Source organism: Ruegeria sp. H6, assembly GCF_056532975.1.
The window spans coordinates 612528-630463 of record NZ_JBQFOA010000001.1 but is presented as its reverse complement, the minus strand read 5'-3'; the positions used below and the strand labels follow the sequence as shown (position 1 = coordinate 630463).

Genomic DNA, 17936 nt, shown 5'->3' with positions numbered 1-17936 from the left:
ATGCAGGTGACGAAGTCTGTGGCGAAACAAAGAGATATTGAACGCGATGTCGGGCAGACTCTGCAACGGCTCCGGCAAGAGCGTAATCTGACCCTGTCGGAACTGGCCGCCACCGCGCAGATCTCGGCCTCGATGATCAGCCGTATCGAAAACGGCAGCGTTTCGCCCTCGCTGGGGACACTTCAGGCTTTGGCGGATGCGATGGATGTGCCCTTGATGGCCTTGTTCGCGCATACCGAGGTTTCGGCGGACGTGCACCATGTCAAAGCGCATCAGGGGTTGGCCTCGCGGCGGATCACGCAGGGGCATGCGCATGATTACTTGCTTCTTGGCAAGCATGGCGGGCCGGGGGGCCTGTTTCAATCCGCGCGCATCAGCATCCCGAAGGAACAGTCGGGAACGCTGCCCAACTATCAGCACGAAGGATATGTGTTTATTTACATGCTCAGCGGCGACGCCGTCTATCGCTGCGGCACCGAGGATTTTGTGATGACGGCCGGAGATACGCTCAGTTTTGACGCCAAACTGCCCCACGGCTTTTGCGAGATTGTGTCGGACAGCATCGAATTCATCACCGTTTCAACCCGCCCGCAATAATCCACATAACCTTGTGCAGTTGGCATTGGCGGCTTCATACTATTTTACTATGAATGTCTTGCCCGCCAACAAGGACGCTCACGCCGCTCATGAAGATCACATTCAAACAGGTTGACGCTTTTCGCACCGTGGTCTCGACCGGCACCGTCACCGAGGCCGCAGCCATGCTGGGGATATCTCAACCCGCGGTCAGTCGTCTGATCTCGGATTTCGAGGCCGAGGTCGGCTTTCAACTGTTTCAACGCTCGGGCCGGGTGCTGGTGCCCACCGACGAAGCGCGGCTGTTGGTGGAAGAGGTGCGCCAGGCCGTCAGCGGTATGGAACATATCAAGGACTCGGCTGCGGCAATCGGAAAATTCGGTCACGCCCGATTGAATCTGGTGATCACGCCCGGCGTTTCGTCTCAGCTTGCCCCCGATCTGATCCGCGATTTTTCCGCTACCTGGCCGCAAGCCATGGCGCGCATGGAGATCGCGCCCAGCGACGATACCGTCGAGTGGATGGTATCTCAGAACTATGATTTCGGGATCACCACGACCGAGCCGGCCAACCCGTCCTTCGAAAGCCTTGTGATCCGCGACAGCGATGTCTGCTGTGTTCTGCCAAAAGGGCACCGCTTGGCTGAAAACACCATCATTCAGGCGCGGGATCTGGAGGGTGAGAATTTCATATCCTACATGCCCTCCTCCCGGTTCCGGTTCGAGATTGACCAGTTCTTCGACGCCAAGGGCATTGCCCGGCATATGCAATATGAAACCCGAACCACGGATGCGGTGTGCCGTCTGGTGGCACGGGGCCTGGGTGTTTCTGTCGTCGGGGCCAGCCTGGATTACCTTAGAACATTGCCCGATTGCGTCGCCCTGCCCTTTGCTGCACCCCTGACATTTCGGGCGGTGTTATTCTGGTCCAGGAACAAACCGTTTTCGGCTGTGGGGCAGTCTTTTCTGGATATCGTCAAGGCGCAGATCACCCGCGATTGAGCGCCTCGCGGAACGTGGTGCGCGCCTGCGCGCTGTGGATATAGGCATAGTCGCGGGGGTACGGCTCACCCGCCTGTACCTCCATCGAAATGAATTGCGGGCCGCTGGACGACAGGACATGCGGCAAGGCTTCGGTGAACTGATCCAGCGCCGCAAAGCGATGCACCCCGGCATAGCCCGCAGCCCAGGCCATGGCCGCAAAATCGACACGCTCCGCACCGGGGAGGGGATGGGATCCGTTCACCTCATACACCCTGTTGGCGGACAGGAAGTGATACAGGTTGCTGACCCCTGCATTGGCGATCGTCACAAGCGTGCCAAGGTTCATCAGCAGGCTGCCATCCCCATCCAGCACAATCACCCGCCGGTCGGGATTTGCCAGCGCCAGCCCCAACCCGTGCGAGGATGCCTGACCCATCGCACCCACGGCGACATAGTTCAGATCGCGCGGGTTCAGGGCCAGCCAGTCGAAACAGCTTTGATAGACCGCTACCACGATATCTGCGTCATTTACATGCGGGATCAGGGCCGTCAGGGCGGCATCTCGGTACATGGTCATGAGGCCTCCGGCGCGCGGCCGATCAGGAAAATATGCGGTCTGGAGGCTGCATAGGCGGCCTCGACCATGGGCGGGATTTGCGCCTCATCTCCCGGAGCCTCGATCAGGGAATGCGACAGGTTCATCGCGTCCAGAACCGGTTGGATGATCCGAACACCGTAAGCGGCGGACTGTTCGGGCGGCAGATGCGGTTCTTTCCCTTGCAGGCCCACCATCATGACGATGGGCAATTCATAATCGACCCCGATCGCGCGGATCGCATTCAGGGAATCCATCAGGCCGGTCTGTTGCATCATCAGGATCGCACGCGTGCCGTTATAGGACATCGCGCCACAAATGCTGACGCCTTCGTCTTCTTTACAGATCCGAGTCAGGCGAAAATCGGGATCGCGCGAGATTGGCCACAGCAAGCCATCGCTGGTCACGATATCCGGCAGCGCCACCACCTCGGCGATGCCCGAGGCTTTGATCGCCGCGATGATTGCGGCCCCAGAAGGATGCGCCACGGCGGGCGCATCACCGCGGGTTTGCTGAGAAGCGACCATTACCACTCCCCGCTCAGAAACGCCGCAATCCCATCGCGCGCCGCCCGCATCTCATGCGGGTATCCGATGGTGATGCGGATATAGTCGCGATAGGCGGGCGAGGCGAACCGGCGTACCGCCACGCCACGTTGCCGCAGAAAGCGGTCCACAGCCTCGGCTGATTTCTGTTGATCCGGGAAGTGAACCAGGACGAAATTGGCCTGACTTGGAATGACATCCAGCCCCAGCGCCTGTAGTTCCGCCTCGATCCAGCGCCGCCCCTGTGCGTTGGCCTGAAACACCGCCTGCGTATGGGCCTTGTCCTCCAAGGCTGCCACCGCTGCCGCCACCGAAGGTGAGGCGACCGGAAAGGTCAGCCCGATCCGGCGCACGCTGTCCACCACATCGGCAGGCCCGTACATCCACCCCACACGCGCGCCCGCCAGCCCGTAGATTTTGGAGAACGTCCGGCACATGACCACATTATCGGAGGCCTCGACCAACCTGTGCGCAGGTTCATAATCCGCGGCGTCCACATATTCCTCATAGGCCGCGTCAATGATCAGCAAGACATGCGGGGGCAAGGCCGCATGCAGACGCCGCAGTTCGGTCCCGGTCAGATAGGTGCCCGCCGGGTTTTCGGGATTGGCAAGATAGACCACGCGGGTGCGGTCGCTCAGCGCGTCAATCATCCGGTCCACCGAAGGTTTGAAACGATCATCGCGAACCGACACGACCTCGGCATCATTGGCATAGGCGTAGTTGGGCACCTTCAGATAGCCATTGGCGCTGCGGATCAATTCGGTGCCGGGCCCCAGATAGGCACGGGCCAGCCGGGCCAACAAGTCGTCCGACCCCTGCCCCGTGGTAATCCGCGCCACGTCCAGCCCGAAATGCGCCGCAATCGCCGGGGCCAGAATTCGGTCGGGGTTTTCCATATACCGCTCAACCGTGCTGAGCGCGGCACCCGCGGCGGCCCGCGCATTGGGGCTGGGCCCGAACGTGTTTTCGTTTGAATTGAGCAGGGTTGCCGCCGGGGGCACGTCCTCGGACATCCCGGCCACCATATGGGGTTTGATCCTGTCGATTCCCGCTTTCGCGCGACTAAGAGCCATCGAATTCCTCCGGCAAAGCCAGGGGTGGCTCTGCGTGCTTAAATTTCATATCACATAAGAAACACTTTTTTGCAATTCACTTTCAAAAAAATTATGATATGAAATGACAGCACCAACGCGCGAGACCGCATGACCCAGACAAAGCCCCCCCAACCCAGCAGACTGCACCTGACCATCGATCTTGATGCGCCGGGCCGGCAGGTGGGTGATCTGATGCTGAAATGGTCCGACAATTCGGTGCCTCTGGGCTATCATCCGGTTCCGGTGATCAGCCTGAATGGGCGTCCCGGGCCAAGCGTTCTGATCCTGGGTGGCACTCATGGGGATGAATTCGAAGGTCCGGCGGCGATCATGCGGCTGGCTGCGCGGCTGAACCCTGACGTGATGACCGGGCAGGTGATCCTGATCCCCGGCTTGAACGCTCCGGCGATGGCGGCGTCAGCGCGCGTATCGCCGCTAGACGGTCAGAACCTGAACCGGGCGTTTCCTGGTGAAGCCGATGGCGGGCCCACCGCCATGCTGGCGCATTTTGTGGAAACGGTGCTGTTGCCGCGCGTGGACGCCGCGATTGATCTGCATTCGGGGGGCAAAGCCTCGGTCTTTGCGCCCTGCGCTCTGGCGACGCGCACGCATGATGATACGTTGACGGCGGCGAATATGGATCTTGCCCGCGCCTTTGGTTTGCCCCTGATCTGGGTACTGGGCGCGCATAACGACAACCGGTCGGTCAACGGCGCAGCGGCACGGACCAATACACCTATGATCGCCACGGAACTGGGCGGCGGGGGCGGTGTTGACCCCGAAATCACCGATCTGGCGGAAGCCGGCCTGATGCGCTGTCTGGGGCATCTGGGCATTTTGCCAGATGACCACCCCCCGCCGGCAGACCCGGACTATGTGGAAATTACAGACCCCTTGCACTCGATCTACGCACCGGCGGACGGTCTGTTCGACCGGCGCTGTCGGGCGGGTCAGCACGTCGAACAGGGCGCGCTTGCCGGGCGACTGCATTTCCCGGCCGAGCCGGAGCGGCCTTCGGTAGACCTGACCTTTCCGGCAGCAGGCTATGTTCTGGCCCATGGCAACCGGGGCGTGGTGCGCCGGGGCGACCTGCTGGCGCTGGTGGCCCAACCCGTGGCCGGAGACGGTGCATGAGGGCCTACACCCCCTTCATTTCAGGCGCGTTTGTAGACTGGGATGGTGAGACCCTGACCAGCAACGACCCCACAACCGGCGAAGATTGGAGCACAATTGCTCGTGGCACCGCCCAGACTGCCGATCAGGCCATCCGCGCAGCTGATCACGCCTTTCGTGCTGGACCATGGGCCGAGATGGGGCCGAACGACCGCGCCGATATGCTCGACCGGCTGGCGGATGTGCTTGAGGCCCGTTGGGAGGAGCTGGTCGAGCCGGAAATCCGCGACAACGGCAAGCGGATCACCGAAGTGCGCGGGCAGTTTGCCGGGCTTCACAGCTGGTTCCGCCATTTCGCAACCGAGGCCCGCAAGCTAAAGCCCGAGGCGCAGGCGAACGCGATCCCCGGCGTGCGCAGCGTGGGCCATCATATTCCCTATGGCGTAGTTGTCGCCATTACACCCTGGAATTCACCCCTGATGATCCTGGCCTGGAAACTGGCCCCGGCTTTGGCAGCGGGCAACACGCTGGTGGTCAAACCCTCGGAAATGGCGTCCGCCTCGACCCTCGAATTCGCGCAGATGGCCCATGATGTGGGCCTGCCACCCGGTGTTCTGAATGTTGTCACCGGGCTGGGGCATGAGGTCGGCGAGGCGCTGGTGCGGCACCCGCTGACGCGCAAAGTGACTTTCACCGGGTCTGATTTGGGCGGGCGCAAGGTGGCCGAAGCGGCCTCAGCCGGGGTGATCCCGGCCGTGCTGGAGCTGGGTGGTAAATCCCCGCAGGTGGTGTTTGCCGATTGCGATCTGGACAATGCGGTCAACGGCATCCTGTCCGGCATCTTCCTGTCCAATGGCCAGACCTGCGTCGCCGGTTCGCGCCTGATTGTCGAGGACAGTCTGAAAGACGCGTTTGTCTCGCGCCTGATCCAGCGCGCGCAGGAGCTAAAGATGGGCGATCCGATGGACCCTGAAACCCAGGTGGCGCCGCTGGCAAATGAACCACATCTGCGCAAAGTCACCGCGATGATCGAACAAGCCAAATCCGAAGGGGCCATATGTCTGCTGGACGGGCTGGAAACTGCCTCCGGTCGCCGTGGATTCTATGTCGGCCCGACCATCTTTGACGGTGTCACCCCGCAGATGCAGCTGTGGCGGCAAGAGGTATTTGGCCCGGTGCTGGCCGTCACCAGTTTTGACACCGAAGATCAGGCCATCGCGCTGGCCAATGACAGTGATTACGGTCTGGCCGCCGGGGTCTGGACCACCGACGCCGAAAAAGGCGCACGGGTGGCCCAGGCCATCGCGGCGGGTACGGTCTATATCAACCACTATCGCAGCGTCGATCCCGCCAGCCCCATCGGCGGTATCAAAATGTCGGGCTATGGGCGCGAGCTTGGCCCGGACGCAATCAAGGATTTCTGCCAAACCAAATCCATCTGGACCGGCACCGCGCCGGTGCCCGATCCCTTTCCCTGACGCGGATACGCACGGAGAACGCCATGAACGACCATTTCTCAGCCCCCCAAGGCAATTTCCGCGGCCATGACCAGCAGAAGGTCTGGAGCGAGCAGCCTGATCCCGAACTGACCCAGGTTGGCCCCGGCACCCCCTGCGGTGAATATCTGCGCCGGTTCTGGATGCCGGTTGCGATGACCGATCAGATCGGCGACCTGCCCTATCGCCTCCGCATTCTGGGCGAAGATCTGGTTCTGTTCCGCGAAAAGAAAGAGGGCAAGCTGGGCCTGACCCACCTGCATTGTTGTCACCGCAACATGAGCCTTGAGTTCGGCATCGTCGAGGAAGGCGGCATTCGCTGTTCCTATCACGGATGGAAATATGGGCTGGACGGCACCATTCTGGAAACGCCCTGCGAACCGCCCGCCTCTCAGGTCAGGAAAAAGGCCTGTCTAGGGGCCTATCCGGTGATCGAATATAAGGGGTTGGCCTTTGCCTATATGGGCCCCGCCGAAGACCAGCCGCCCTTTCCGGTGATGGACACGTTTGACGAAAAGGGCGACGAGCTGGTGCCCTATCTGATCAAATCCCCTTGCAACTGGCTGCAAGTGATGGAGAACGCTTGGGATCCGTTTCATGTGGTCTATCTGCACACTCTGGCCGTGCGCAGCCAGTTCATCGACGCTTTTGCCGAGATGCCGATGATCGAGTTTCACGACAGCCAGACCGGTGATTTCTATACCAATGTGCGGCGGGTGGACGATATTGTCTGGGTCCGCATTCATGACCATATGCTTCCCTCTTTCACGCAGAACGGAGGGCATTTTCCGGTGCCCGACGGCTCGCGCTATTTTGGGCGGTGCGGGTTGTCACGCTGGATCACGCCAATAGACGACACAAACACGATGGTCATCGCCTGGCGGCATTTCCGCGACGCGGCGGCCAACGATGATCCCAAGGGGCTGACCGACAAAACCAAGGTCGGTTACGGGATGACCGATTTCTACGGTCAGGACCCCGACCGCCCCTATGAGATGCGCCAGCGCGACCCCGGTGACTATGATGCCTGGGTCAGTCAGGGGCCGAAAAACATCCACGCCCGCGAAAACTTCAGCTTTACGGATCGGGGAGTGGCCAAGGCCCGCCGCCTGCTGCGCAATGCCATTCGCGCATTGAAGAACGGGGAACGCCCGCCGCAACCTTCGGACAATTTTGCCGGCAAGGTGATCCCGACCTATGCGGGCGACACGATGCTGCGCATTCCGCTGCAGGAGGGGCGCGATGATGGCGCGGTGCTGAAAGAGATCTCGCATCAGGTGGCCGAGATCTACAAATCCGGCGATCATTTGCAGGGGGACGCGCGTAAAGCATTCATCATTGGGGCACTGAAAGAATATGAGGCAAGCTGGTCATGACAACACGCATCCCTCACAACCCCGGCCGGGTTGATTGGTCTGGCGAGAACCCTGGCATCTATCTGAAACAGGACCCCGGGCAGGATCACTATGACACGCTGGCGCTGTTTTTTCGGGTGGTCCTGTCGCCCTATGGGCGCGGCCATGCGGCCCTGATCCTGGGCGCGCCGGATCAGGCGCAGGGCTGGCCGCAGGTGCCGAACCTGATCATGACCGACAATCAGCGGATGATGCGCTGGATCGTAGACGGCTGGGTGGAAAAGATGCCAACCTTTGTAGGCAAGCCCGGGCTGGACGCGATGAAGTGGCTGGATTGCGACAGTATCGAAAAGCGCCCCGGCGATCTGAAATCGCGGTACTCCGAGACATTGCGCGGCTCGGGCGTAACGGTTGAGATGATCTGGCAGGATATGGGCCCGCCCCTGCCTGTAGAAGTGACCAAGGAGAACTCGGCCACCAAGGCGCATGAGATGTATTCGGTTTTCCTTGAGGCCAAGTCGGCGCAGGTTGTCATCAATGGCACCCCACTGCCTGGCAAGGTCGCCAGCCGTCCGTTCTTTGGCCGCACCATGTCGACCGCCTTTCTGGCCTTTTCCGAGACCTGGGTGACCCCGCAGGAGGATCTGTGATGCCTTTGAACGAACCGATCACCCCCGGCACCGTCGACTGGACCGGCGAGAATCCGGGCATTCTGTTGAAGGACGAGAATGACAATTTCTCAGCCATGGCGCTGTTCTTTCGCGTGGCCTGGTCGCCTCTGGGGCAGGGTCAGGTTTTGCTGCTTTATGGCACTCCGGATCAGGTTACAGGGCCAGCTGATGCACCGAATGTGATCCTGAGCGACAATCCTGATCTGACGGCGTTTCTGAAAACCAATTTCATCGGCAAGCTGGCAGCCTTTGCCAATGCGCCTGCCTTTGCCACATTGCCCGAGATCGGCGCGCAGGTCGTGCGGTCATCGGGCGATCCGATGAGCCATCGGTACACGGAAACCATCGTGGGTGAGAACCTGACCGTTGAACTGGTCTGGGAAGGGTTCGAGCCGCCCCGCGCGCTGGAATTGTCGCCGCATGAGGTCGCCTCGGGCGAGCAGAACATGTTCTCATTGCTGGTGCCTGCGCGTGCGGCGCAGATCATCGTCAATGGGCACGCCTTGCCGGGAAAACTGGGCACACGGGTGCAGGCCGGGTATGAGACGACGACCGCGTTCCTGTATTTCTCGGAAACATGGATCATCCCGCCGGAGGAGGCGTGATGGTGCATCCAGCCGATCAGCTGGCCTTTGACCGGGCCATGGTGACGCAGCCGGTCTGGAACCGGTTCAACACCGCGTCCGAGGCGCTGGGACTGGATGAAAACGTGCTGTTGCACGCCGGCCCGGCCTTTGCCAGCCCGGACCAGATCACGGTGCCGATCCTGAATTCCGCCTGTGTGGCCGCTGTCTGGCAGGATCTGGCAAAGGATTTCGATCAAGCCGAGGCGATGATCCACGCCGGGGAAATCCTTTTGAAACCGGCCCAGGACCATGACGTCGTGACGCCTCTGGCCGCTGTCGTGTCGGCCGATATGCCCCTGCACACGGTCTATGATGCGTGGCGGGGACAACAGCGGGTTTATGCGCCGATCAACGCGGGCAGTCGCCCCGCGATGCGGTTGGGGCTGCGGTCCATGGCGGTGTTGGAGCATATCCGCTGGCTCAACACCCGGTTTCTGGATGTGTTGGAACAGGGCATCGCCGAGGGGGTCGCTCTGGTCCCGCTGGCTGTGATCGGGCTGATGGGCGGGGATGATTGCCACGGGCGCACGCCTGTGGCCGCGCAGGCACTGATTGCCGAGCTTAAGGATCGCACGCCGGGCGGCATCACCGATGACGATGCGCTGGTGTTCATGGACAGCTCACCCTCTCTGTTTCTGAACCTGTGGATGGCGGCCACCAAATGCATGATGAAACTGGCCGAAGGGATTGACGGCTCCAGCTTTGTGACGGCGGCAGGCGGCAATGGGCACGAGGTCGGGATTCAGATTTCCGGCCTTCCGGGGCGGTGGTTCACGATCCCGGCCAGCCCACCCAAAGGCGCGTTCGATGTGGATGTGCCGCAGGACCGGGCATTGGGCGCAATCGGCGACAGCGCCGTGGTCGAGGCGTTTGGGCTGGGCGCCATGGCCATCGACCTAAGCCCGGAACAGAAAAAGGGGCTCGGCGCCTATCTGCCTGGCGATGCACAGGCGCGTATGTCGGGTTTGTCGGTGGGTGCGCATCCTTATTTCCGGGCGCTGGATGTCCGGTTGGGCAGCTCCGCGCGCGGGGCCGTTGCGCAAGGATCGGGGCCGGTGATTGGGTTGGGCATCCTTGATCGTCTGGGTCAGGCCGGACGGTTGGGCGGGGGCATCTATGACATGCCCGTTGCACCTTTCGCCGCCGCGCTGAAAGCGTTGGAGGGGTGACCGCGCTCAACCACCGCACGGCCCACGAACTTGCCGCCATGATCCGGCAAGGCGAGGTGAAACCCTCCGAAGTGATGGCCGCCCATCTGGACCGGATTAAGGACCGTGAGCCCGTCATCGGGGCGTTTCAGACCCTCGATGCCACGCGCGCCATGGAGCGGGCCGTGGCCGCCGACACTCGCCCCGTTGGTGGGCCGCTTCATGGGGTGCCGTTTGTGATCAAGGATATCATCGACACCGATGACATGCCGACCGGATGGGGCAGCGATCTGTATGCGGGGCGGCAACCGGACCGCAACGCAGCTTGCGTTCAGGCGTTTCTGGATGCCGGGGCCATTCCGATCGGCAAGACCGTCACCACCGAGTTTGCCTATTTCAAACCCGGCAAAACCGCCAACCCGGCCAATCCGGCGCATACGCCGGGCGGGTCGTCTTCGGGGTCCGCTGCGGCGGTGGCAGATTTCATGACCCCGCTGGGGTTTGGGTCACAAACCGCCGCCTCGCTGATCCGTCCTGCCGCCTTTTGCGGGGTCTGCGGGTTTAAGCCATCCACCGGGCGCTATGATCTGACGGGCGTCATGGGTCTGTCGCAAAGCCTGGATACGCTGGGCGTTCTGGCGCGCGACCCCCGTGATCTTGCGCTGTCTGATGCCGTTCTACGCGGGACCGATCTACCGCCACCGCCCAATTTCGATGAGGCCTTGCCCCGGATCAGCCTGATGCGCGGACCCCATTGGCAGGATGGCTCGGTCGAGATGCGGGACACCTGTACCCGCGCGCTGGCTGCCCTGACTGCCACGGGCGCCGAGGTCGGAGAGATCGCCCATCCGCCGGTTTTTGCCGAACTCACGCAGGCGCAGATCACTGTCATGGGATATGAGGCCGCACGGCTGAGGGCGTGGGAAGGCGCTCTTGGCGTTCCTACGATCAGCCCGCAGTTTCATGCACTTGTGACCGAAGGGCGGGCGGTCAGCGACGCCGAATACCACGTCGCGCTGAACCTGCGCGACCGGGCGGGTGCGATGCTGGATCAGATGTTCCGCGATGTGGATGCGCTGTTGATTCCTTCCGCTCCCGGACCGGCCCCGGCGAGGTTGGAGGCAACTGGCGATCCGCTGTATTCGCGTATGTGGACCCTGTTGCAGGTGCCATCGGTAGCGCTGCCGTTTGGGGCCGACCAGAATGGCCTGCCACTGGGCATTCAGCTGATCGGACGCAGGGGGGACGACGCCCGCCTTTTGGACATCGCCGACTGGGTGCATCACAGCCTTTCGGGCTAGGCACTTACGGGATCAATGGCAGCAGCAGAGCCAGCGAGACGGGAATGCTGACCGCTGCGATCAGCGTCTGCAACGTGACGATGGCCGCCATCAAGGGTGCGTCTCCGCCCAGTTGCTTGGCCAGCGTGTAAGACGATGCTCCGGTTGGCACGACGGAATAAACAACCGCGATCTGCAGAACGTCGCGCGGCAACCCGACGATCAAACCGATCACCAGCACAGCAACCGGGAAAACGACCATCTTGCCCGCAAAGGCGAGGATCAGGGGCAGAGTGCTGGCGGCCATGGCGCGCACGCGCAGGTTGGCTCCAACCGCCAGCAAGGTGATCGGCAAGGCCCCTGCCCCCAGCACATCCGTCACGTCATGCACCACAGCGATCCTGTCTCCGATCATCTGGTTGGCGCAGACCGCCAGAAAAATGGAAATCACATACGGATTGCGCGTCAGTTCCCGCAGAATAGCAACCGGCAGGCTGTTGGCACGGTCGCTTTTCAGCGCGCCGACCATCAGGACAACCATCACGATATTGGTCGTGGGTACCAGAATAGCTGTGGCCAGAATCGCGATATCCAGCGCCGCTGGTCCATAGAGATTGGCCGCCAGCGCCAGACCGATAAAGGAATTATGCCGCGCACTGCCTTGCAGGATCGAGGTCGCCTGCGGCGGTGCAAACCCTACCAGCCGGGCCGCAACAAGTGCAAACACCAACGCCGCTGCAAACCCGCCCAGAATGGCCAGCGAATAAAGACCCAGCGCGGATTTGTCCAAAGGCGACAGGGAAATCTTGCTGAACAACAGGCACGGCATCAGAACCCAGTAGACCAGCTTGTCATTCAGGTTCCAGAAATCGGTGCTGGGAATGCCACCTTTGCGCAAAGCCAGACCCAGCGCGATGATCAGAAAGATCGGCAGGATCGAAGTGAGTGTCGAAAGCATTGAAATTCGCAGACAGGACCGGACATGTGCGACCAGACAGTGTCATGACACGAGACCAGGCACAACACGACACCAGAGATCGCAGATGTGCTCAGCCGGAAGTGCCCGTATTTTCATTATCATCGATGACAGCCATCGCGTCGATCTCGACCAGCAGCGACGGATCGGCCAGCCCCTGCACAACCACGCCGGTTGAACAGTGATGCACGCCTTCGAACCAACGGTTGATCGCTTCGTAAACAGCGGGTCGGTAAGAAATGTCGGTGACATAGACCGTCAGCTTGCAGACATCGGCAAGGCTGCCTCCGGCCTCTTCCATCCATTGCTGGATATTGCGGCAAGCCTGATCTGCCTGCGCGCCGGGGTCCCCTTCGCCAATCAACGTACCATCCAGTAGCGTACCCACCTGCCCTTGCATAAAAACAAAATCACCGCGGGCCCGAATGGCCTTCGAATACGTTGCATGAGCATGATAGCGGGTCTGGTATTTGTGAATATGTGTACGTGCCATGGCGGTTTCTCCTTAGGCAGTTGCGCGGGATAGATAATCGTCGATCATATCCGCAAAACTCTGCTCGACCGCGAATTCAAATCCATCCTGGCACCGCATCACCAAAGCCTTCAGCCCAAAAACCTCAGTATAAGTGACGGCCTCGGCATCGAACACGCTGTCATGCAGGTCCAGCGGACAGGCAATGGCCATTATCTGAGCGGCGTCGGGGCCGGTGACGCGGAAAAACGTCAGCGTGTCCGAGACCCGCACGATGCTGATATCCGCCGGGCAATCGGTGGGCTTCAACCGGGCCCCCAACACCTCTTCCTGATCCAGTGGCGCGCGGGCAATCCAGTGATCGCGGCCGATAAAGAACAGGTCCATCCCGTCTTTTTCGGTGCGGTGATTGGGACGGTCGGGAAAAGGCGGCAACGCATCGCCAACCCATGCCCGGACCGCATCGGCGGCCCCTTTGAGGTCGAACAGAGCGGTCAGCCCGCAGCGTTGGATCGTGACATCATAGCTCATCTCAGGACCTCAGCAGCTTGCCGTCGGGATCGTGGAACACCGGTTTCGTCACCGTGACCGGGATCACATCATCCTTCAGCCGGACATGGACCGTTTCACCCCGACGCGCATGGCCGTTCTCCAACAGCGCCAGCCCGACCCAACGGGTGTTGACCACGCTCCAGACGCAGGCTGTGACCAGCCCATCGGTGGCCTCTTTCCGACCTCCGGGTGTCAGAGGGGCGCCTTCGGGGATTTGCCGGTTTGGATCGTCGGGCAGGATCCCCACCAGCTCGCGCCTCGGCGCACCGCGCGACCGACGCAGGGCAATCGAACGTTTGCCCAGATAATCGGGCTTTTTCTTCGACATCGCCCAACCCATGCCCAGGTCATAGGCGTCAACGGTGCCGTCGACCTCATGCCCCAATGACAAAAACCCCTTTTCAACCCGCAGCACATGGCTGGATTCCGAACCCACAGGCAGGATGCCAAAGGGCGCACCGGCCTGCATCACCTTGCCCCACAGTGCGGCCATGTGGCGGGGGGCGACGTTGACTTCAAAGGACAGCTCGCCGGTAAAGCTGACGCGCACCACGCGGGCGGGCAGTCCGGCGACGGTGCCATCGCGGAAGGACATGAACGGGAATGCCTCGGGCGCCAGGTCGATATCGGTACCAAGCGCCTGCATCACCTCGCGCGCCTTGGGGCCGCAGATGGTAGCGTTGTTCCACTGGCTGGTGACAGTTGTGATCATCACCTGCCAGTCGGGAAACTCGGTTTGCAGCAGCTTTTCCATATGCTGGTTCACTGCATCCGCATGGCCCGTCGAGGTCGAGATCAGCCAGCGGTGTTCATCCAGCCGCAGGGCCACGCCATCGTCCAGGATCAACCCGTCTTCGGACAGCATCAGACCATAGCGCCCCTCACCCGGTTTCAGGCTGGACATGATGTTGGAATAGATGAAATCGAGGAATTTCGGAACGTCGCGCCCTTTCAGCTCGAATGTCCCCAGCGGTGAGCCGTCATAGACCCCAACCCCTTCGCGCACCGCGCTGCATTCGCGGTTGACCGCCTCTTGCAGACCCTCGCCCGGTTTCGGGAAATACCCCGGCCTGCGCCAACGCGCCCCGGCCTCGTACATCACCGCGCCATTGTCCTTGTTCCACTGGGTCACGGGCGTATGGCGATAGGGGAACAGGCCCCAGCCTTCGCGCAGGCCTCCGATCGCACCGAAGGACACGGGCGTATAGGGCGAGCGGAAGGTGGTTGTGCCAACCTCTTGCAGCGGCAGGCCCTTTTGCATCGCAACCGTGCCGATGATGTTGATATTGCCGGTCTTGCCCTGATCGATGCCCATGCCGCCTGTGGTATAGCGTTTGACATGTTCCACATTGTCATAGCCTTCGCGCAAGGCCAGATGCACGTCGCTGACCGAGACATCGTTCTGCACGTCCAGAAACGCCTTGCCGCGCTGCCCCGGAACATCCACCCGCCAGAGCGGTTCAATCGCGTACGGCAAATCCGCGCCGCCTTCGACAATCCGGTCAAGCGTCAGATCACCCGCCGCCGCTCCCACGGCCCGGCAAGCCTGCACGGCCTGATCGGGACAGAAGGCCGCCAGATCCTCATCAAACCGCAGCGTGCTGCGGGACTGATACCAAAGATGCACGGTCGGGCTCCATCCCCCGGAACAGGCCAGCAGGTCGCAGTCGATCCACGCCCCCGCCCCGCCGGTTTTCGGCTCGGCCTTTACGGCGCGGACGCCTTTGTGCCCCCGAACCGCGCTGACCACAGTGCCAGCCTGCACCGAGATACCGGGCACCAGATCCAGGGCCGCCTGCGGCACCGTGCTTCGGCTGTCGAGAATGGCCGCGACGCTCACGCCCGCCGCGGTCAGGTCAGCGGCCACCGCATAGGCGCTGTTGTTGTTGGTAAACAGCGCAACGCGCTGACCGGGCACCACACCCCAGCGGTTGACATAGGCTTGCACCGCTGAGGCCAGCATCACGCCGGGGCGGTCGTTGTCGCCAAACACCATGGCGCGTTCCGTCGCGCCGGTGGCGATCACAACCTCGCCCGCGCGGACCCGCCAGCTGCGTTCAAGGATCGCGCCCTGTTCGGGTTCCCGCTGGTTCACGATCATCAGGTTATGTTCGCGATAGGCCCAGACGGTTGCGTTTTGCAGATGGATCACGTTCTCCATCCCGGCCAACTCGGCCACCGCATCGGCCACCCAATCCATCGCCGGTCGCCCGCCAATGGTCAGGGTGCGATTGAGCAGACTGCCCCCCGCCTCGGTCCCTTCATCGGCAAGAAACACCCGCTTGCCCGCCCGCGCGGCCTCAAGCGCCGCTTGCAACCCGGCGGGACCAGCCCCTGCGATCAGCACATCCGCATGGGCATGGCGGGCCTCGAAATGCCCATGCGCCGGGGGTTTGGTCGGAGCCCCCGCCAGACCGGCAGCCTTGCGGATCGACGGTTCAAACAAGTGCCAATTGGGCCATTTGAACGTCTTGTAATAGAACCCCGCAGGGATAAAGCGCGCAAACAGCTGGTTGATCCCGCCAAGATCGAACTCGGGCGAGGGCCAGCAATTGACTGACCGCGCCCGCAGACCGTCACGCAAAGGGACCGTGGTCACAGGGCGATTGCCCGAGGCATCCTCGCCCTCCAGCTCCACCAAAGTCGCTGGTTCCTCGGGGCCGTGGCCCATGATCCCACGGGGGCGGTGGTATTTGAAACTGCGGGCCGTGACGCGCACACCGTTGGCCAGCAGGGCCGAGGCCAGCGTGTCACCTTCGAACCCCTCATAGGGTTTGCCGTTGAAGGTAAATCGTACTGTGCGGTTCCGGTCGATACGCCCACCCGAGGCGCGGCGCTTACTTTGTGCCATCGGGTGCCTCCACAATGTCATGGGTCCGGGTGTCGCGCCAGATCGTGAACCATTCACCACATCCGCGCGCATGCCACCATTTCTCCTGCACCGGGCCTAAAGGGTTCGGTGTCACGGTCAGGTATTCGACCCATTCCGCATCGCTGACGGCATTGGGATCGGGTCGGTCTGAGCCGACCGGCCCGCCATGGATAAATTCGCTTTCATTGCGCTTGCCACAGAACGGGCAGGGTATAAGCAACATGTTCCTGTCCTTTTTCTATCGCGCAGTCGTTGTGCCGGCTTCCATCACGAAATCCAGATGCCGGAACCGGTCGAGCGTGAAGGGTGCCATCAGCGGATGCGGCGTGCCTTTGGCCACCAGATGCGCCAGCGTCAGGCCACCCGCAGGGATCGCCTTGTACCCGCCCCACCATCCGGCAGTGACGAACAGGCCCGGAACCTCGGTCTGGTCCATGATGGGCGAGGCGTCATGGGCAATATCCAGATGCCCGCCCCATTGCCGCATCAGCTTGAGTTTCTTGAAGCTGGGAAACAGCGACAGCATCGCCGTCACCGTGTCTTCGAACACATGCTGCTTGATATCGCGGCGAAAGCTCTGGCCCATATCGGGCGCGCCGCCTATCACCATCTCGCCCTTGTCGGACTGGCTGAAATAAAACCCGCTGTCGGGGCAGTTCACGATCACATCGACCAGAGGTTTCACCGGCTCGGACACAAAAGCGGTCAGGTTCATCGTGCGCAGCGGCAATTTCAGCCCGGCGGTCTCGGTCAGCGTTGTGGTATGGCCCGACACGGCCACTACCACCTTGTTGGCCTTCACGGTGCCCCGGTTGGTCTCAACCCCTTTGATCGCGCCATCCGCGCCCCGGATCAGCGATTGCACGGCAGTCTGCTGATGAATCTCGACCCCGCGCGCATCCGCCCCGCGGGCATAGCCCCAGGCCACCGCATCGTGCCGGTTCACCCCCGCATCCGTATGCACCATGCCGCAGATCACCGGCAGGCGTGCATCCGGCCCGCCCCCAGTCAGCGCCGGGATGCGCCGTCGCAATTCCTCGGCCGTGATCTGTTCATAGGTCGAGCCGTAGATGTCCATCGTCAATTGCCGCCTGCGCAACTCGCGCAGTTTGGGCCATGTCTGCACCACATCCACCATGGTGCGTTTGGAATGCATCATGTTGAAGTTCAGCTCATCCGTCAGCCCTTCGTACATGGCGACGGATTTGACGTAAAATGGGATCGACTCGTCCCGCATATAGTTTGAGCGGATGGTGATCGTATTGCGGGCGATATTGCCGCCCCCCAACCAGCCACGTTCCAGCACGGCCACATTGGTGATGCCGAATTCCTTGGCCAGATAATAGGCGGTTGCCAGCCCGTGCCCGCCTGCTCCGATCACGACCACATCGTAGTGTTCCTTGAGCGGCGGGCTGCGCCATGCCCGGGGCCAGTTTCGATGGCCGGACAGCGCATTTCGGGCAAGTGAGAAAATAGAGTACTTTTGCATGATGGTAATAATCTTTATCATAGCGCACTTTTCGTCAATGATTTTTTGCGCCCCTTTCTGGCGCGGAGCTATGCGATTTCGGAAAATTCG

The 17936-nt window shown here is 61.6% G+C and carries 18 protein-coding genes; 9 read left to right on the top strand and 9 right to left on the bottom strand.

What is annotated here, in order from left to right; translation table 11 throughout:
- Positions 1 to 18 precede the first annotated feature (18 nt).
- Positions 19 to 597, top strand: a complete 579-nt coding sequence (locus tag ACR0AG_RS02985) for a helix-turn-helix domain-containing protein (protein WP_480836290.1) — start codon at positions 19 to 21, stop codon at positions 595 to 597.
- A gap of 89 nt (positions 598 to 686) precedes the next feature.
- Positions 687 to 1577: a LysR substrate-binding domain-containing protein gene (locus tag ACR0AG_RS02980; protein ID WP_480836288.1), complete on the top strand. Its 891-nt coding sequence runs from the start codon at positions 687 to 689 to the stop codon at positions 1575 to 1577.
- On the opposite strand, the gene ACR0AG_RS02975 is transcribed toward ACR0AG_RS02980, so the two are convergent.
- Genes ACR0AG_RS02975 through ACR0AG_RS02965 form a run of 3 tightly spaced genes read right to left on the bottom strand, consistent with a single transcriptional unit; the run spans position 1564 to position 3775 of the window.
- Entirely contained in the window at positions 1564 to 2136 is a 573-nt protein-coding gene (locus ACR0AG_RS02975; RefSeq protein WP_480836286.1) for a thiamine pyrophosphate-dependent enzyme, read from the bottom strand. The genes ACR0AG_RS02980 and ACR0AG_RS02975 overlap by 14 nt on opposite strands.
- Positions 2133 to 2681 (bottom strand): decarboxylase, encoded by a 549-nt coding sequence (locus ACR0AG_RS02970; RefSeq protein ID WP_480836284.1) that lies wholly within the window; start codon positions 2679 to 2681, stop codon positions 2133 to 2135. The genes ACR0AG_RS02975 and ACR0AG_RS02970 overlap by 4 nt, the downstream gene beginning before the upstream one ends.
- Positions 2681 to 3775, bottom strand: coding sequence for a pyridoxal phosphate-dependent aminotransferase (locus ACR0AG_RS02965; RefSeq protein WP_480836282.1), 1095 nt, complete (start codon positions 3773 to 3775; stop codon positions 2681 to 2683). Before ACR0AG_RS02965 ends, ACR0AG_RS02970 begins: the two co-directional genes overlap by 1 nt.
- Before the next feature lie 129 nt (positions 3776 to 3904).
- Between ACR0AG_RS02965 and ACR0AG_RS02960 the strand changes: the two genes are divergently transcribed.
- The 7 genes from ACR0AG_RS02960 to ACR0AG_RS02930 are packed head-to-tail and all read left to right on the top strand — an operon-like array spanning position 3905 to position 11506.
- Positions 3905 to 4930, top strand: a complete 1026-nt coding sequence (locus tag ACR0AG_RS02960; protein WP_480836280.1) for a succinylglutamate desuccinylase/aspartoacylase family protein — start codon at positions 3905 to 3907, stop codon at positions 4928 to 4930.
- Positions 4927 to 6387 carry an aldehyde dehydrogenase gene (locus ACR0AG_RS02955; protein ID WP_480836278.1) on the top strand — a complete coding sequence of 487 codons (1461 nt, stop codon included), beginning with the start codon at positions 4927 to 4929 and terminating at the stop codon, positions 6385 to 6387. Before ACR0AG_RS02960 ends, ACR0AG_RS02955 begins: the two co-directional genes overlap by 4 nt.
- A 23-nt stretch (positions 6388 to 6410) precedes the next feature.
- Positions 6411 to 7781: a Rieske 2Fe-2S domain-containing protein gene (locus ACR0AG_RS02950; RefSeq protein ID WP_480836276.1), complete on the top strand. Its 1371-nt coding sequence runs from the start codon at positions 6411 to 6413 to the stop codon at positions 7779 to 7781.
- A complete protein-coding gene (locus ACR0AG_RS02945) occupies positions 7778 to 8410 on the top strand; it encodes a hypothetical protein (RefSeq protein ID WP_480836275.1) in 633 nt (210 codons plus the stop codon). The genes ACR0AG_RS02950 and ACR0AG_RS02945 overlap by 4 nt, the downstream gene beginning before the upstream one ends.
- Entirely contained in the window at positions 8410 to 9036 is a 627-nt protein-coding gene (locus tag ACR0AG_RS02940) for a hypothetical protein (protein WP_480836273.1), read from the top strand. Before ACR0AG_RS02945 ends, ACR0AG_RS02940 begins: the two co-directional genes overlap by 1 nt.
- Complete coding sequence (locus ACR0AG_RS02935) at positions 9036 to 10226, top strand: YlbE family protein (protein ID WP_480836271.1); 1191 nt, start codon at positions 9036 to 9038, stop codon at positions 10224 to 10226. Before ACR0AG_RS02940 ends, ACR0AG_RS02935 begins: the two co-directional genes overlap by 1 nt.
- Positions 10223 to 11506, top strand: coding sequence for an amidase (locus tag ACR0AG_RS02930; RefSeq protein WP_480836269.1), 1284 nt, complete (start codon positions 10223 to 10225; stop codon positions 11504 to 11506). Before ACR0AG_RS02935 ends, ACR0AG_RS02930 begins: the two co-directional genes overlap by 4 nt.
- Before the next feature lie 4 nt (positions 11507 to 11510).
- Here ACR0AG_RS02930 and ACR0AG_RS02925 read toward each other — a convergent pair whose 3' ends face one another.
- The 6 genes from ACR0AG_RS02925 to ACR0AG_RS02900 form a co-directional block, all read right to left on the bottom strand.
- A complete protein-coding gene (locus ACR0AG_RS02925; protein ID WP_480836268.1) occupies positions 11511 to 12443 on the bottom strand; it encodes an AEC family transporter in 933 nt (310 codons plus the stop codon).
- Between the two features lie 91 nt (positions 12444 to 12534).
- Positions 12535 to 12954, bottom strand: coding sequence for a RidA family protein (locus ACR0AG_RS02920; protein ID WP_480836266.1), 420 nt, complete (start codon positions 12952 to 12954; stop codon positions 12535 to 12537).
- Between the two features lie 12 nt (positions 12955 to 12966).
- Entirely contained in the window at positions 12967 to 13464 is a 498-nt protein-coding gene (locus ACR0AG_RS02915) for a sarcosine oxidase subunit gamma (protein ID WP_480836265.1), read from the bottom strand.
- A gap of 1 nt (position 13465) precedes the next feature.
- Positions 13466 to 16336 (bottom strand): 2Fe-2S iron-sulfur cluster-binding protein, encoded by a 2871-nt coding sequence (locus ACR0AG_RS02910; RefSeq protein ID WP_480836263.1) that lies wholly within the window; start codon positions 16334 to 16336, stop codon positions 13466 to 13468.
- Positions 16323 to 16580 (bottom strand): sarcosine oxidase subunit delta, encoded by a 258-nt coding sequence (locus ACR0AG_RS02905; RefSeq protein ID WP_480836261.1) that lies wholly within the window; start codon positions 16578 to 16580, stop codon positions 16323 to 16325. The genes ACR0AG_RS02910 and ACR0AG_RS02905 overlap by 14 nt, the downstream gene beginning before the upstream one ends.
- Positions 16581 to 16595: 15 nt before the next feature.
- Complete coding sequence (locus tag ACR0AG_RS02900; RefSeq protein ID WP_480836259.1) at positions 16596 to 17867, bottom strand: FAD-dependent oxidoreductase; 1272 nt, start codon at positions 17865 to 17867, stop codon at positions 16596 to 16598.
- Positions 17868 to 17936 lie beyond the last annotated feature (69 nt).

What these genes read in the sequence shown, in the direction of transcription:
- ACR0AG_RS02980 (WP_480836288.1), top strand. Translation starts at nt 687, where the DNA reads ATGAAGATCACATTCAAACAGGTTGACGCTTTTCGCACCGTGGTCTCG.
- ACR0AG_RS02975 (WP_480836286.1), bottom strand. Translation starts at nt 2,136, where the DNA reads ATGACCATGTACCGAGATGCCGCCCTGACGGCCCTGATCCCGCATGTA.
- ACR0AG_RS02970 (WP_480836284.1), bottom strand. Translation starts at nt 2,681, where the DNA reads ATGGTCGCTTCTCAGCAAACCCGCGGTGATGCGCCCGCCGTGGCGCAT.
- ACR0AG_RS02965 (WP_480836282.1), bottom strand. Translation starts at nt 3,775, where the DNA reads ATGGCTCTTAGTCGCGCGAAAGCGGGAATCGACAGGATCAAACCCCAT.
- ACR0AG_RS02960 (WP_480836280.1), top strand. Translation starts at nt 3,905, where the DNA reads ATGACCCAGACAAAGCCCCCCCAACCCAGCAGACTGCACCTGACCATC.
- ACR0AG_RS02955 (WP_480836278.1), top strand. Translation starts at nt 4,927, where the DNA reads ATGAGGGCCTACACCCCCTTCATTTCAGGCGCGTTTGTAGACTGGGAT.
- ACR0AG_RS02950 (WP_480836276.1), top strand. Translation starts at nt 6,411, where the DNA reads ATGAACGACCATTTCTCAGCCCCCCAAGGCAATTTCCGCGGCCATGAC.
- ACR0AG_RS02945 (WP_480836275.1), top strand. Translation starts at nt 7,778, where the DNA reads ATGACAACACGCATCCCTCACAACCCCGGCCGGGTTGATTGGTCTGGC.
- ACR0AG_RS02940 (WP_480836273.1), top strand. Translation starts at nt 8,410, where the DNA reads ATGCCTTTGAACGAACCGATCACCCCCGGCACCGTCGACTGGACCGGC.
- ACR0AG_RS02935 (WP_480836271.1), top strand. Translation starts at nt 9,036, where the DNA reads ATGGTGCATCCAGCCGATCAGCTGGCCTTTGACCGGGCCATGGTGACG.
- ACR0AG_RS02925 (WP_480836268.1), bottom strand. Translation starts at nt 12,443, where the DNA reads ATGCTTTCGACACTCACTTCGATCCTGCCGATCTTTCTGATCATCGCG.
- ACR0AG_RS02920 (WP_480836266.1), bottom strand. Translation starts at nt 12,954, where the DNA reads ATGGCACGTACACATATTCACAAATACCAGACCCGCTATCATGCTCAT.
- ACR0AG_RS02915 (WP_480836265.1), bottom strand. Translation starts at nt 13,464, where the DNA reads ATGAGCTATGATGTCACGATCCAACGCTGCGGGCTGACCGCTCTGTTC.
- ACR0AG_RS02910 (WP_480836263.1), bottom strand. Translation starts at nt 16,336, where the DNA reads ATGGCACAAAGTAAGCGCCGCGCCTCGGGTGGGCGTATCGACCGGAAC.
- ACR0AG_RS02905 (WP_480836261.1), bottom strand. Translation starts at nt 16,580, where the DNA reads ATGTTGCTTATACCCTGCCCGTTCTGTGGCAAGCGCAATGAAAGCGAA.
- ACR0AG_RS02900 (WP_480836259.1), bottom strand. Translation starts at nt 17,867, where the DNA reads ATGATAAAGATTATTACCATCATGCAAAAGTACTCTATTTTCTCACTT.